Below are 13,726 nucleotides of genomic sequence, written 5' to 3' on the forward strand. Positions count from 1 at the left end.
GAGCTTTCCCTCATACCGCGGCTCCGCGTTCGATTATCGCGCGGGGGCTGCGGCGGACGGAATGGGGGTGACAGCGGCCCAGGGGTCGATGGTGGCACCCGGCGGGGACATGCGAAAGCCGCCGGGTGGTCGTCCGACCCGGCGGCTTCTCGTACGGGAGCGCCGGGTCAGCCGGCTACTCGGGCGGCGAGCGCGTCGCCGATCTGCGAGGTGCTGCGGGTCCCCAGCGCGGCGCGCTCGGTGAGGTCGGCGGCGACGGCCGCGTCGATGCGGTCGGCCTGGCCGGCGTAGCCGAGATGGCGCAGCAGCAGGGCGACGGACAGGACGGTGGCGGTCGGGTCGGCCTTGCCCTGTCCGGCGATGTCGGGCGCGGAACCGTGGACCGGCTCGAACATCGAGGGGAACTCGCGGGAGGGGTTGATGTTCCCGCTCGCGGCCACGCCGATGCCGCCGGAGATGGCCGCGGCGAGGTCGGTGATGATGTCACCGAAGAGGTTGTCGGTGACGATCACGTCGAAGCGGGCCGGGTCGGTGACGAGGTAGATCGTCGCCGCGTCGACGTGGATGTAGTCGGTGGTGACCTCGGGGAACTCCTTGGCCACCCGGTTGAAGACGTCCGTCCACAGATGCCCGGCGAAGGTCAGCACGTTGTTCTTGTGGACCAGCGTGAGCTTCTTGCGCGGGCGGGCCTGGGCGCGGGCGAAGGCGTCGCGGACCACGCGCTCGACACCGTAGGCCGTGTTGACGGAGACCTCGGTGGCGACCTCGTGCTCGGTGCCCTTGCGGATGGTGCCGCCGTTGCCGGTGTACGGGCCCTCGGTGCCCTCACGGACGACCACGAAGTCGATCTCCGGCTGGCCGGCGAGCGGGGTCGCCACACCGGGGAGCAGCTTGCTCGGCCGCAGGTTGACGTGGTGGTCGAGGGCGAAGCGGAGCTTGAGCAGGAAGCCGCGCTCCAGGACGCCGGACGGGACGCTCGGGTCCCCGATGGCGCCGAGCAGGATGGCGTCGTGCTGCTTCAGCGCGGCGATGTCGGCGTCGGTGAGGGTCTCACCGGTGGCGTGGTAGCGCTGGGCGCCGAAGTCGTACTCCTTGGTCTCCAGCTTCACATCCTGCGGGAGCACGGCGGAGAGGACCTTCAGACCCTCGGACACGACCTCCTGGCCGATGCCGTCACCGGGGATCACTGCGAGATTGATGCTGCGAGACATGCGGGCACCCTACTCCTCGTCCCAGGTGATGACATGCGGTGTCCGCGATGCGGACACCGTGTCGGTACTCCCGGCGGCCGGTCTCAGTGGCCGGTCTCGCCGCCGTTGTCCCGGCGGTCGAGGGCGCGCTGGAGCGCGTCGGCGGCGTTCTTGCGGTCGGACTCGCTCGCGCGGGACACATGACGGACGCGGCGGCGGATGGTCGTCTCGGCCATGGGGATCGACTCCTTTTTGCAATCACCGGAGTGCGCAATGACGGGATACGAGACTCCCCCACTGCCTAATGGGCGTGGGAGGTGCCCCCAGAAGGGGCGGGGAGCGCCGGCCGCAGGGGTTGCCTGCACGGGGCCCGGCTCACGACCGTCATTCGCTTGATCGAGCGAGACGTTCGGCTCCTACAAAGCTAAGGGAGCGGCCTGCTTCTGTCTGCACAACTACTCGGACTTCCTACTATCTGAGACGGCGGCTCCCGTCACACCGCCCTGAGCTGCGCCTTCGTGCGTTCGAGGGAGGGCTGTCCGAGGGAACGGAGGGTGCGGATCAGGGCGCGCACGGCGGTGGTGGCGGCCAGTTCTGCACGGCGGCCGGCCGCTTCGCCCGGCTGCTCGGCGCGGGCCGCGTGCTCGGCAGCGCGGGCTCCCCGGAGAAGGGTCAAGTACCTGACGGAACAGGTGGGTTACGACGCGGCCTCCGACTACCGCACCGGCGCGGCCATCGGCGCGTTGCGCGAGCGGGGCCGGGTGGTGCGGGTCGGCACGATCAGCCGGTACAACAGCCCGGCCGCCCCGCCCGTGCTGTTCCACCACGCGGACGTCGTGGAGAAGAGCCTGCGCATCGAGGGCTTCCTGGTGAAGGACCACCGGGACGCGCAGGACGAGCTGTACGACTTCGCTGGTCCGCGCGGTCTGAGGGACGTCAGGCCACGTCCCCGTCCCGCCAGTCGAGGACGAACTCCTCGGCGGGGTCGAGCGCCCCGGCGAGCGCGGGCCGCACGTACATGCCCCCTTCCTCCTCCGGCAGCCGTACGATCCCGTCCGGGGACAGGCCGTGCACCCGACCGCCCCACTGCTGCCAGCCCCGGGCGGTGTAGAGCAGGGCCCCCTCCGGGCTCGCCGAGAGCGCGCCGAGGTCGTACGCCCGCCCGATCACCCGCTCCAGCTCCCCCAGCACCCGCCCGCCGAGCCCCCTGCGCCGCGCATCGGGACGTACCGCGACGGCCTCCACGTATCCGGCCCGCAGCCAGCGCCCCCGGTGCCGGATGCGCCGCATCACGACGGCCCCGTGCGCGGCGAGCCCGGTGCCGTCATGGACGAGGACGTGCAGCCCGCCGAGCCCGTGCTCCCAGTCCTCGGCGGAGAAGCCACCGTCGAACGCCGCTTCCAACAGGGCGCGGGCGGCGCGGAGTTCGGCGCGGTCGAGGTCGGCGGTGTGGGCGAGACGCAGTCCGGTGCTCATGGCTCCAGTGTGGCCGACGGACGACCGGCGGGACGGGAAACGGGCCGGGGAGCCTGCTCGTGGCAGGCTCCCCGGCCCGTCGTCCGGGAGGCCGGGGTCAGCCCATGTGCGGGTACGTGTAGTCGGTCGGCGGGACCAGGGTCTCCTTGATGGCCCGGGTCAGGGTCCAGCGCAGGAGGTTCTGCGGGGCGCCGGCCTTGTCGTTGGTGCCGGAGGAGCGGCCGCCGCCGAAGGGCTGCTGGCCGACGACGGCGCCGGTCGACTTGTCGTTGATGTAGAAGTTGCCCGCGGCGAAGCGCAGCTTCTCCATCGTGTGGGCCGCCGCGGCGCGGTCGTTGGAGACGACCGCCCCGGTCAGGGCGTAGTCGGAGACCGACTCCATCTGCTCCAGCATCTCGTCGTACTTGTCGTCCTCGTAGACGTAGACGCCGAGGAACGGGCCGAAGTACTCCGTGCGGAAGATCTCGTTCTCCGGGTCGGTGGAGACCACGACCGTCGGACGGACGAAGTAGCCGACCGAGTCGTCGTAGCTGCCGCCCGCGACGATCTCGCAGGTCGGGTCCTCCTTGGCGCGGTCGATCGCGGCCTTGTTCTTGGCGAAGGCACGGTCGTCGATCACGGCGCCGATGAAGTTCGACAGGTCGGTGACGTCACCCATGGTGAGGTAGTCGACCTCGGCGGCGAACTCCTCCTTGAAACCCGAGTTCCAGATGGAGGCCGGGATGTAGGCGCGCGAGGTGGCGGAGCACTTCTGGCCCTGGTACTCGAAGGCACCGCGGGTCAGGGCCGTCTTCAGAACGGCGCGGTCGGCGCTCGGGTGGGCGACCAGGAAGTCCTTGCCGCCGGTCTCACCGACCAGCCGCGGGTACGAGCGGTACTTGTCGATGTTGTTGCCGACCGTCTTCCACAGGTACTGGAAGGTCTTGGTCGAACCGGTGAAGTGGATGCCCGCGAGATCGCGGTGCTCCAGGGCGACCTTGGAGACCTCGATGCCGTCGCCGGTGACGAGGTTGATGACGCCCTTGGGCAGGCCCGCCTCCTCCAGCAGCTGCATCAGCAGCACGGCGGCGTGCGTCTGGGTCGGGGACGGCTTCCACACGACGACGTTGCCCATGAGAGCCGGAGCCGTCGGCAGGTTGCCCGCGATCGCGCTGAAGTTGAACGGCGTGATCGCGTAGACGAAGCCCTCCAGCGGGCGGTGGTCGAGGCGGTTCCAGACGCCCGGGGAGTTCGCCGGGGGCTGCTCGGCGAGGATCTGGCGGGCGTAGTGGACGTTGAAGCGCCAGAAGTCGACCAGCTCACAGGGGGTGTCGATCTCCGCCTGCTGGGCGGTCTTCGACTGGCCGAGCATGGTGGAGGCGGCGATCGTCTCGCGCCACGGGCCGGCGAGCAGCTCGGCGGCGCGCAGGATGATCGCGGCGCGGTCGTCGAAGGCCATCGCACGCCAGGCCGGCGCGGCGGCCAGGGCCGCGTCGATGGCGTCCTGCGCGTCCTGCTGGGTGGCGTTGCGCAGGGTGCCGATGACGGCCTTGTGGTTGTGCGGCTGGACCACCTGGAACGGCTCGCCGCCGCCCATCCGCTTCTCGCCGCCGATGGTCATCGGCAGGTCGACCGGGTTCTCGGCCAGCTCCTTGAGCCTGGCCTCCAGCCGGGCACGCTCGGGCGAGCCGGGGGCGTAGCCGTGCACCGGCTCGTTGACGGGGGTGGGGACCTGGGTCACAGCGTCCATGAGATCCTTGACTCCTTGATCTTGAGCGGGTGTTCGGGCTCAGCCCTTGCTGACCATGCTGCGGAGGAAGAACCGCAGGTTCGCGGGCTTCTCCGCCAGACGGCGCATGAAGTAGCCGTACCAGTCGGTGCCGTAGGCGGTGTAGACGCGCATGCGGTGGCCCTCGGCGGCCAGCCGGAGGTGCTCGTCGCTGCGGATGCCGTACAGCATCTGGAACTCGTACTCGTCGAGCTTGCGGCCGGCCTTGTGGGCCAGCTCCTGGGCGATGGCGATCAGGCGCGGGTCGTGGGACCCGATCATCGGGTACCCCTCGCCCTCCATGAGGATGCGCAGGACCCGGACGTACGCCTTGTCTATCTCGTGCTTCTGCTGGTAGGCGACCTCGGCGGGCTCCTTGTAGGCACCCTTCACCAGGCGGACGCGGCTGCCGGCGGCGGCGAGGCGGCGGGCGTCGGCCTCGGTGCGGAAGAGGTAGGCCTGGATGACGCAGCCGGTCTGCGGGAAGTCCTTCCGCAGTTCCTCGTGGATGGCGAACATCGAGTCGAGGGTGGTGTGGTCCTCGGCGTCCAGCGTCACGGTCGTACCGATGGCGGCGGCGGCCTCGACGACCGGGCGGACGTTGGCGAGGGCGAGCTCGTGGCCGCCGGGGAGCGCCTGGCCGAACATCGACAGTTTGACGGACATCTCGACGCGCTCGCCGAGCTCCAGCTCCTTGAGGTGGTCGATCAGCGCCAGATAGGCGTCGCGGGCGGCGCCGGCCTGCTCCGGGGTGGTGATGTCCTCGCCGACGACGTCCATCGTCAGCTCCAGGCCCTTGGCCGTGAGGTCCTTGATGATCGGCACGATGTCGCCGACGGTCTCGCCGGGGATGAAGCGGTCGACGACCTGCTTGGTCACCGGGGCCGCCGAGATCAGGCGTCGCATCCGGTCGCTGCGCGACGCGGCGAGAATCACGGGACCCAGCACGGGGCACCTCCACAGACAAGCACCAAATACGGCCGTCACCCGACGATTCGGGTACGGCACGGAGAACCACCGTGAAACCTAAGGATCTCTCCGATCGTGAGCCATCGACAGCTGTCACGCATCCGTGCCCTGGATCTCAGACAGCTGTATGAAGGCCGCCGAGAAATGAGGGAGAATGCCCGAGTGGCGGCGGATTTCAAGGCTTTCAAGGGTGACTACCAGGAGCTCGTCGACGAGATCTCGGAGCTGCTGGGCGTCCCGGCGACCCTGGAGAACCGCGACTTCGAGCTGATCGCCTTCGGCGCGTACGACAGTGACGACGAGCTGGATCCCAGCGCGCTGGACCCGGTGCGTACCCGCTCGATCCTGACCCGGCGCTCCACGGCGGCCGTCCGGGCGTGGTTCGAGGGCTTCGGCATCACCCGCGCGACCGGCCCGGTGCGGATCCCGCCGAGCACGGAGGCCGGTGTCTACCGCGGCCGGATCTGTCTCCCGGTACGCCATCGGGGCGTCGTGCTCGGCTACGTCTGGCTGCTGGAGGGCGACCCGGGGCCGACGGACGCCCAACTGGCCGCCGCGATGGAGGTGGCCGGCCGGATCGGCGCGCTGCTCGCGGACGAGGCTCAGGCCGGGGCCGGGCTGAGCCGGGAGCTGCGGGCGGTGCTCACCGCGGAACGCGGCTGGCAGCAGGACATGGCGGTGGCCGAACTCCGCACCGCGCTCGGCTCCCGCGCCGACGGCCCCCTCACCCTGGTCTGCGTCGCCCCCTGGCCGTCGGCCGACCCGGACGACGCCCCGGCCGCCCGTACGATCCCCCATGCCGCGGCGCTGTGCACACTGCCTTGGGGAGCCTCGGAGCAGAGCCTCGCGCTACTGCTGCGGCTGCGGACCACGGAGGTGGGCACTCCCGCGCAGACGGCGGCCGCGCGGTTGCTGAAGGAGGCCGAGGGGGCGCGCGGGGCCGGGGCCCGGACGGCCGCGGGTGCCGCATGCGCGGCCGGCATCGGAGATCCCCGCGTCGGTCTCGCCGAGCTGGGGACGGTGTGGCAGGAGGCGACCGCCGCGGCGCGCGCCGCGCTGGCCGAGCCGCGGTTCGGGCCGGTCGCGGAGTGGGCGCGCATCGGGCCGTACCGGCTGCTGACCGCGCTGCCGCCGCAGGCCGCGCACGATCCCGTCGTCGGCGCGCTCCTCTCCCCCGCCCATCGGGAGCTGGCCCGCACCGCCGAGGTCTACCTCGACTGCGCGGGCCAGGCCGGCCGCGCGGCCGCTGCGCTGGGCATCCACCGGCAGACGCTGTACTACCGCCTGTCCCGCGTGGAGCAGCTGACCGGCCTCGACCTGGACGACGGCGAGGACCGACTGCTGCTGCACATGGCACTGAAGCGGGCGCGGCTCTGACTTCTCACCCACGACTGGCCGACATGAACTGTGGCTGCGGCTCGCAGAGTTGGAGGGCGGCGGGTTGCTCGTGGACGTGTCCGGCCCGGTACGGGCGTTCCCCGAACCGGGCCGCGCGCACGCCGGAGGCGAACGTGGTCGGGGACTGCTGGTCGTCGCTCAACTCGCGGAGGAGCTGGACTGGTTCCTGAGGGCCGAGGTCGGCAAGACGGTTCGGGCCCGGCTGGGTACGGCTTGCCCGGTCTCACCTCCGTCCGTCGAGCAGGTCGGCCACCGTCGCGATGCCCTCCGTGATCGCCCGCTCCGGAACATCGCCGAAGCCCAGGACCAGTTGGGGCGGATCGGGCGCCCGTGAGGCCCGGCAGGCGCTCATGCCGTACAGGCCGACACGGCGGGACAGGGACTCGGTGAGCACCCGTCCTTCCCCGGTCCCGTCCGGCAGGTGGGCCACCGCGTGGAAACCGGCGGCCAGCCCCGTCAGCCGTACCCGCGGCGCGTGTGTGGCGAGGGCCGCGACCAGGGCGGTGCGGCGGGCCGTGTACGTCGCGCGCATGCGGCGCAGATGGCGGTCGTAGCGGCCGGACTCGATGAGCAGGGCGAGGGCCAGCTGGTCGAGGGTGGGGGTACCGCGGTCGGCGATGTGCTTCAGCTCGGTGAGCGGTGCGCTGAGCGCGGGCGGGCACAGCAGCCAGCCGATGCGCAGGGCGGGCGCGAGGGACTTGCTGACCGTGCCGATCGAGATCACCCGGTCGGTCGCAAGGCCCTGGAGGGCGCCGACCGGCTCCCTGTCGTAACGGAACTCGGCGTCGTAGTCGTCCTCGATGACGTAGGCGTCGCGCCGCCGCGCCCAGGCAAGGAGTGCTTGGCGGCGTTCCGGTGCGAGGACGACTCCGGTCGGCCACTGGTGGGCGGGGGTGACGATCACCGCGCGCGCTCCGGTCGCGTCCAGGGCCCGTACGTCGATGCCGTGCGCGTCGACCGGGACCGGAACCGGGGTGAGGCCGGCCGCCCGTGCGCAGGCCGTCACGGTGGCGGGGCTGCCGGGGTCCTCGTAGGCGACGGCGCGGACACCGGTGCGGGCCAGAACCTGGAGGGTGAGGCCGAGGCCCTGGGCGTAGCCGGAGCAGACGAGAGTGTGGCCGGGATCGGCGGCGGCTGCGCGGACCCGGCGGAGGTAGGCGGCGAGGACCGTCCGCAGGGCCTGGCTGCCGCGCGGGTCGCCGTAGTCGAGGTCGGCCGTGGGCATACGGCGGGCCGCCTCCCTGATCGCCCACAGCCAGTCGGCGCGCGGGAAGGAGGCCAGGTCGGGGACGCCGTGCCGGAAGTCGGCGATGAGGCGCGGGGGTTCGGGGTCCGGTGTGGGGGCGGGCGGTGCGGGGGGTTGCGCACAGGGAGCGACGCGGGTGGCCGAGCCGACGCGGGTGACGAGGTAACCCTCGGCCTGCAGCTGGGCGTAGCAGTCCTGGACGAGGCCGCGGGACAGGCCCAGGGTGCGGGCGAGTCCGCGGGAGGAGGGCAGGCGTTCGTCCTCCCGCAGCCGTCCCGTGCGGATCGCGTCGCGCAACTGCCGTTCCAATTGCACGCGCAGCTGTTCGCCGCTGCTCCGGTCGACGGTCAGCAGCAACTCGGGGGACAGACCGGCCCACTGCACAGGCATGGAATCGGAGCTTACCGGGGGTCCGGTCGCCGCCTAGCGTCGACGGCATGACAACGCCCGCCAACTCGCCTGCCAGCAAGGCGATTTCCTGCCCTCAGCCACCGTTGCTGACCCGTCCCCTGCTGCTGCGGTTCGTGAGCATGGTCGGCGCCTTGGTGAGCTTCTTTCTGCTGCTGTCGGCGGTGCCCGCGCAGGCCGGCCGCGGCGGGGCGGGTCTCGCCACCGGCTCGATGATGCTGTCCACGGTGCTCGGCGAGCTGGCCGGGCCCTGGATCGTCGCCCGGTGCGGCAACCGGGGACCGCTGATGGCCGGGCTGGTCCTGCTCGGCGCGCCCGCGCTGGCGCTGCCCGCCGCCGACGGCCCGGCCGGGATCGTGACGGTCTGCCTGGTGCGAGGCCTGGGGTTCGCCCTCACCATGGTCGCGGGCGGCGCCCTGACCGCGGCGCTGATCCCGGCGCAGCGCAGGGGCGAGGGACTCGCGCTCGTCGGCCTGGTCGGGGGCGTCCCGTCGCTCGTCGCTCTGCCACTGGGCGTGTGGCTGGCCGGGAACGTCGGCTACGGGCCGGTCACCGTGGCCGCGGGCGTGGCGGCGCTGGCGGCCGTCCCCTCGGTGCCGGGGCTGCGGGAGGGCGAGCCGACGCCGGACACGCGGCCACCGGGCGGCATGCCGAAGCCGCTCGGCATGGTGGGGGCCGTGCGTCTCGCCGGACTGCGGCGTCCCGCGGTGGTCTTCGCCGCCACCGCGCTCGCCGCCGGGATCCTGGTCACGTTCCTGCCGCTGGCCGTCCCGCGCACGTCGGCCGGTACGGCGACGGCGGCCCTGCTGGTGCAGAGCGTCGCCTCGACCGCGGCCCGCTGGGCGGCGGGGCGGTACGGCGACCGGCGCGGCTCCGGGCAGCTGGTCATCCCGGGGCTGCTGCTGTCGGCCACCGGGATGTCGGTCATGGCGGCGGTCTCCAGTCCGGTCGCCGTACTCGGGGGTGCGCTGGTCTTCGGAACCGGTTTCGGCGCCGCCCAGAACGCGACCCTCACACTCATGTACAGCCGCGTCCCCCGCGCCTCGTACGGCACGGTCTCCGCGCTGTGGAACCTCGCCTACGACGGCGGCATGGGCGTGGGCGCCGCGGGCTTCGGCTTCGTCGCGGGACACACGGGATACGCGTGGGCGTTCACGCTGACCGGGCTGCTGATGCTGGGCGCACTGGCCCCGGCGCTGCGTGACCGGCGGGCGGGACGGGCCCTGGGGTGACCGGCGGGCTGCATGCCTACAGCTACGCACCCATACTCGTCAGCATGACGGGCGGTCAGCTGGTCAGCTCTCGCTGACGCCGTCGATCACCCGCCGCAGCCCCTCCGTGAGCTGCTCGGCCGTGGTCGCCGAGTCCGGGTCGAAGAGCCACTGGACCATGAGGCCGTTGAGGAGCGTCTGGTAGAGGCGGCCCTCGGTCTCGACCGCCTCCTTGTCGAGGTCGGCCTCCGGGACACCGCTGAACATGGCCGCGAGCCCCGAGCGGCCCTCCTTCTGCGCCTCGGCCAGGAGCTTGCGCACTTCCTCCAGCCGCTCGTCCTGGAACATCAGCTCGAAGCTGAGCAGCCAGATCGCCCGCGACTCGGGCACCGTGCGGATGATGCTCGCCCACACCTCCTGGAAGCGCTCCAGCGTCCCCGGGGGCTGCGTCACCTTCCCGCCGGGCTCCGGGTCGAACCGCTCCCCCACACCCTCGATCAGCGAGATGTAGGCCTGCACCAGCAACTCGGCCTTCGACCCGTAGTGGTAGCCGATCGACGCCAGGTTGGTGCCCGACTCCTTGACGATGTCCCGCGCGGTCGTACGCAGAAACCCCTTCTCCAGCAGGCAGCGCTTGGCGCCTTCGAGCAGATCCTCACGGTGTCCCATGCGCACCACCCTACCGCCGATCCATACAGCCGTCCTAGACAGATGACCTATACGACTGACTTATACATTCGTTCTAGACAAACGTTTAAGACGTCCGTACAGTCGCTGGCATGACGACGAACTCGACGGGCACCACGCCCTCCGTCGGCGCCGACAGCGCCGCCCACGCCCGCGCCGGACGGCGCGAGTGGACCGCTCTCGGCGTGCTGATGCTGCCGCTGCTGCTGGTCTCCATGGACGTCTCGGTCCTGTACTTCGCGACCCCCGCGATCAGCGCGGACCTGCACCCGAGCGGCACCCAGCAGCTGTGGATCTACGACATCTACGGCTTCGTCCTGGCCGGCCTGCTGATGACGATGGGCTCGCTCGGCGACCGCATCGGCCGCCGCAAGCTCCTCCTCATGGGGGCCGCCGCCTTCGGCGCCGCCTCGCTCCTCGCGGCCTACGCGAACAGCGCCGAGACCCTGATCGCGGCCCGCGCGGTCCTCGGCATCGGCGGCGCGACCCTGATGCCGTCCACGATGGCACTGCTGCGCACGATGTTCACCGACCCCGGCCAGCGGGCGAAGGCGATCGGCCTGTGGTCCGGCGTGATGACCGGCGGTATCGCGCTCGGCTCGGTGATGAGCGGCCTGCTCGTCGAGCACTTCTGGTGGGGCTCGGTCTTCCTCGTCAACCTGCCCGCGATGGTCCTGCTTCTGCTCCTCGGCCCGGTGCTGCTGCCGGAGTCGAAGAACCCGGACCCGGGCCGCTTCGACTGGCTGAGCGTGCCGCTGTCGATGGCCGCCGTGCTCCCCGTGATCTACGGCCTCAAGGAGATCCCCTCGGAGGGCTGGCACCCGCTGTACATCGTCTCGATCACCGTCGGCCTGCTCTTCACCGCACTGTTCGTCCGCCGGCAGCGCACCAGCGCCTCCCCGCTGATCCCGCCGGCCCTGCTGAAGGGCCGCGGCTTCGCCCCGGCGCTGGTCCTGAACCTCGTCGCCGCCCTCGCCATGCTGGGCTCGGCCATCTTCACCACGCAGTACCTGCAGTCGGTCCTCGGCAAGGGCCCGCTGGCCGCGGCCCTGTGGAGCCTGCTGCCCTCGGTGTTCATCGGCTTGGCCGGTCCGGTCACCGCCCAGCTCGTCCAGCGGGGCGTCAGCCGGGGGTACGTCGTCGCCGGCGGCTTCGCTGCCATGGCGGGCGGCTTCTCGATGCTGGCTTCCCTCGGCACCGACTCGCTGTGGCTGGTGCTGACCGGGGCGGGCGTCCTCGCCTGCGGGATGGTCGCGATCACGTCCCAGCTGGTCGATCTGGCCATGAGCAGCGCCCCGGTGGAGCAGGCGGGCACGGCCTCCTCACTGCTGGAGACCGGCACCGAGTTCGGCGGCGCGCTCGGCATGGCCGTCCTCGGCTCCATCGGTACGGCGGTCTACCGCCACGAGATGCCGACCTCCGCTCCGGCCGGGGCCCGCGAATCCCTGGGCGACGCCCTCTACACGGCCGCACATCTCCCCGGCGGAGCCGGCGCGTCCCTCCTCGCCACGGCCCGGCAGGCGTTCACCGACGGCTTCCAGGGCGCGGCGATCGCCGGGGCGGTGGTGGTGACGCTGGCGGCGGTGGGTGCGGCGGTGACGCTGCGCAGGATCGAGGTGCGGGACGAGAAGTAGGGCACGAGAAAGCCGGACGGGCCGAGATCGCTCTCGGCCCGTCCGGCGTTTTGAGGATGTTTCAGGCCAGGTTCACCGACCGGGCCGACGCAGCACCGATCTCCGCGGCAACTTCGGCCAGCACACCGGCGGCCACCGTGTCATCGACAGTAAGCACAGCCAACGCTTCGCCGCCCACCGCTGCGCGAGCAACTTGCATGCCGGCGATGTTGATGCCCGCCTCGCCGAGGATGCGGCCGACGGTGCCGACGACACCGGGACGGTCCTCGTAGCGCAGGACGACCATGTGGTCGGCGAGCGCGAGGTCGACGTCGTAGTCGCCGACCGCGACGATCTTCTGGAGGTGCTTCGGGCCGGCCAGCGTGCCGGAGACCGACACCTCCTCGCCGCTGGCGAGGGTGCCGCGCACGGTGACGACGTTGCGGTGCTCGTTCGCCTCGGAGCTGGTGGTCAGCCGTACCTCGACGCCGCGCTCCTGCGCGAACAGCGGCGCGTTGACGTACGACACCGTCTCGTCGACGACGTCCTCGAAGACACCCTTGAGCGCGGACAGCTCCAGCACCTTCACGTCGTGCTGGGTGATCTCGCCGTAGACCTCGACGTCGAGGCGGTGGGCGACCTCGCCGGCGAGCGCGGTGAAGATACGGCCGAGGCGCTCGGCGAGCGGCAGACCGGGCTTGACGTCCTCGGCGATGACACCGCCCTGGACGTTGACCGCGTCCGGCACCAGCTCGCCGGCGAGGGCGAGACGGACGGACTTGGCGACCGCGATGCCCGCCTTCTCCTGGGCCTCGTCGGTGGAGGCGCCGAGGTGCGGGGTGCAGACCACCTGGTCGAGCTCGAAGAGCGGGGAGTCCGTGCAGGGCTCCTTGGCGTACACGTCGAGGCCGGCGCCGGCGACCCGGCCCTCCTTCAGCGCCGCGTACAGCGCCTCCTCGTCGACGATGCCGCCGCGCGCGGCGTTGACGATGCGCACGCTCGGCTTGACCTTGCGCAGCGCCTCGTCGCCGATCAGGCCGAGGGTCTCGGGGGTCTTCGGCAGGTGGACGGTGATGAAGTCGGAGACCTCGAGCAGCTCGTCCAGGGAGAGCACCTTGACGCCCATCTGCGCGGCCCGCGCGGGCTGCACATAGGGGTCGTAGGCGACGACCTTCATGCCGAAGGCGGACATCCGCTGGGCGACCAGGGCGCCGATGCGGCCGAGGCCGACGACACCGAGGGTCTTCTCGGCCAGCTCGACGCCCGTGTACTTGCTGCGCTTCCACTCGCCGTTCTTCAGCGCGGCGTTGGCCTGCGGGATGTTGCGGGCGGTGGCGAGGAGCAGACCGCAGGCCAGCTCGGCGGCGGTCACGATGTTGGAGGTCGGGGCGTTGACGACCATCACGCCGGCCTTGGTGGCGGCGGAGACGTCGACATTGTCCAGGCCGACGCCGGCGCGGGCGACGACCTTGAGCTTCTTCGCCGCGGCGACGGCTTCGGCGTCGACCTTGGTGGCGGAGCGGATCAGGATCGCGTCGACATCGGCGATGGCGGGGAGCAGTTCGGCTCGATCCGCTCCGTTGGTGTGCCGGATCTCGAAGTCCGGGCCGAGTGCGTCCACGGTCGCGGGCGACAGCTCTTCAGCGATGAGTACGACAGGTTTCGAGCTCACGTGAGGTCCTCACAAGTCCAATGCATGCGGACGGCCGTCCCGACGGCCGCAGGCGGAGGAGGGGCAAGCCGCGGAAGACGCACGACGCTGTGGGCCTGACGCGTGTTGT

General features: G+C 71.5%; 11 protein-coding genes and 1 pseudogene. 4 read left to right on the top strand and 8 right to left on the bottom strand.

Features of this window, described 5'->3' with window-relative positions:
- Positions 1–167: 167 nt before the first annotated feature.
- Both AB5L52_RS13525 and AB5L52_RS13530 read right to left on the bottom strand, forming a co-directional pair.
- Positions 168–1,211: a 3-isopropylmalate dehydrogenase gene (locus tag AB5L52_RS13525; RefSeq protein WP_351024276.1), complete on the bottom strand. Its 1,044-nt coding sequence runs from the start codon at positions 1,209–1,211 to the stop codon at positions 168–170.
- Positions 1,212–1,294: 83 nt separating this feature from the next.
- Positions 1,295–1,426 carry a hypothetical protein gene (locus AB5L52_RS13530; protein ID WP_351024273.1) on the bottom strand — a complete coding sequence of 44 codons (132 nt, stop codon included), beginning with the start codon at positions 1,424–1,426 and terminating at the stop codon, positions 1,295–1,297.
- A 362-nt stretch (positions 1,427–1,788) separates the two neighbouring features.
- On the opposite strand from AB5L52_RS13530, the pseudogene AB5L52_RS13535 reads away from it, so the two are divergent.
- Positions 1,789–2,110: pseudogene (locus AB5L52_RS13535) on the top strand (NADP-dependent oxidoreductase); the annotation flags it as partial.
- Positions 2,111–2,126: 16 nt separating this feature from the next.
- On the opposite strand, the gene AB5L52_RS13540 reads toward AB5L52_RS13535, so the two are convergent.
- From AB5L52_RS13540 to AB5L52_RS13550, 3 genes are all read right to left on the bottom strand, one after another.
- A complete protein-coding gene (locus AB5L52_RS13540) occupies positions 2,127–2,666 on the bottom strand; it encodes a GNAT family N-acetyltransferase (protein ID WP_351024270.1) in 540 nt (179 codons plus the stop codon).
- Between the two features lie 97 nt (positions 2,667–2,763).
- A complete protein-coding gene (pruA, locus tag AB5L52_RS13545) occupies positions 2,764–4,395 on the bottom strand; it encodes an L-glutamate gamma-semialdehyde dehydrogenase (RefSeq protein ID WP_351024267.1) in 1,632 nt (543 codons plus the stop codon).
- 39 nt (positions 4,396–4,434) lie between these two features.
- Complete coding sequence (locus AB5L52_RS13550; protein WP_351024265.1) at positions 4,435–5,361, bottom strand: proline dehydrogenase family protein; 927 nt, start codon at positions 5,359–5,361, stop codon at positions 4,435–4,437.
- Positions 5,362–5,526: 165 nt separating this feature from the next.
- Here AB5L52_RS13550 and AB5L52_RS13555 point away from each other — a divergent pair, with 165 nt between their 5' ends.
- On the top strand, positions 5,527–6,759 hold the full coding sequence (locus AB5L52_RS13555) for a helix-turn-helix domain-containing protein (RefSeq protein WP_351024263.1): 1,233 nt from the start codon (positions 5,527–5,529) through the stop codon (positions 6,757–6,759).
- A gap of 244 nt (positions 6,760–7,003) precedes the next feature.
- Here the strand turns inward: AB5L52_RS13555 and AB5L52_RS13560 are convergent, their stop codons facing one another.
- Entirely contained in the window at positions 7,004–8,416 is a 1,413-nt protein-coding gene (locus tag AB5L52_RS13560) for a PLP-dependent aminotransferase family protein (protein WP_369364186.1), read from the bottom strand.
- 47 nt (positions 8,417–8,463) lie between these two features.
- Between AB5L52_RS13560 and AB5L52_RS13565 the strand changes: the two genes are divergently transcribed.
- Positions 8,464–9,666 (top strand): MFS transporter, encoded by a 1,203-nt coding sequence (locus AB5L52_RS13565; protein WP_369364188.1) that lies wholly within the window; start codon positions 8,464–8,466, stop codon positions 9,664–9,666.
- Positions 9,667–9,729: 63 nt separating this feature from the next.
- Here the strand turns inward: AB5L52_RS13565 and AB5L52_RS13570 are convergent, their stop codons facing one another.
- Positions 9,730–10,314 (bottom strand): TetR/AcrR family transcriptional regulator, encoded by a 585-nt coding sequence (locus AB5L52_RS13570; protein WP_351024253.1) that lies wholly within the window; start codon positions 10,312–10,314, stop codon positions 9,730–9,732.
- A gap of 110 nt (positions 10,315–10,424) precedes the next feature.
- Between AB5L52_RS13570 and AB5L52_RS13575 the strand changes: the two genes are divergently transcribed.
- A complete protein-coding gene (locus AB5L52_RS13575; RefSeq protein ID WP_351024250.1) occupies positions 10,425–11,966 on the top strand; it encodes an MFS transporter in 1,542 nt (513 codons plus the stop codon).
- A 61-nt stretch (positions 11,967–12,027) separates the two neighbouring features.
- Here AB5L52_RS13575 and serA read toward each other — a convergent pair whose 3' ends face one another.
- A complete protein-coding gene (serA, locus tag AB5L52_RS13580; protein WP_351024247.1) occupies positions 12,028–13,617 on the bottom strand; it encodes a phosphoglycerate dehydrogenase in 1,590 nt (529 codons plus the stop codon).
- Between the last annotated feature and the right edge of the window lie 109 nt (positions 13,618–13,726).

The organism is Streptomyces sp. CG4, from assembly GCF_041080655.1.
In the GTDB taxonomy this organism is placed as follows: Bacteria; Actinomycetota; Actinomycetes; order Streptomycetales; family Streptomycetaceae; genus Streptomyces.

What these genes read in the sequence shown, in the direction of transcription:
- AB5L52_RS13525 (WP_351024276.1), bottom strand. Translation starts at nt 1,211, where the DNA reads ATGTCTCGCAGCATCAATCTCGCAGTGATCCCCGGTGACGGCATCGGC.
- AB5L52_RS13530 (WP_351024273.1), bottom strand. Translation starts at nt 1,426, where the DNA reads ATGGCCGAGACGACCATCCGCCGCCGCGTCCGTCATGTGTCCCGCGCG.
- AB5L52_RS13540 (WP_351024270.1), bottom strand. Translation starts at nt 2,666, where the DNA reads ATGAGCACCGGACTGCGTCTCGCCCACACCGCCGACCTCGACCGCGCC.
- pruA (WP_351024267.1), bottom strand. Translation starts at nt 4,395, where the DNA reads ATGGACGCTGTGACCCAGGTCCCCACCCCCGTCAACGAGCCGGTGCAC.
- AB5L52_RS13555 (WP_351024263.1), top strand. Translation starts at nt 5,527, where the DNA reads ATGAGGGAGAATGCCCGAGTGGCGGCGGATTTCAAGGCTTTCAAGGGT.
- AB5L52_RS13560 (WP_369364186.1), bottom strand. Translation starts at nt 8,416, where the DNA reads ATGCCTGTGCAGTGGGCCGGTCTGTCCCCCGAGTTGCTGCTGACCGTC.
- AB5L52_RS13565 (WP_369364188.1), top strand. Translation starts at nt 8,464, where the DNA reads ATGACAACGCCCGCCAACTCGCCTGCCAGCAAGGCGATTTCCTGCCCT.
- AB5L52_RS13570 (WP_351024253.1), bottom strand. Translation starts at nt 10,314, where the DNA reads ATGGGACACCGTGAGGATCTGCTCGAAGGCGCCAAGCGCTGCCTGCTG.
- AB5L52_RS13575 (WP_351024250.1), top strand. Translation starts at nt 10,425, where the DNA reads ATGACGACGAACTCGACGGGCACCACGCCCTCCGTCGGCGCCGACAGC.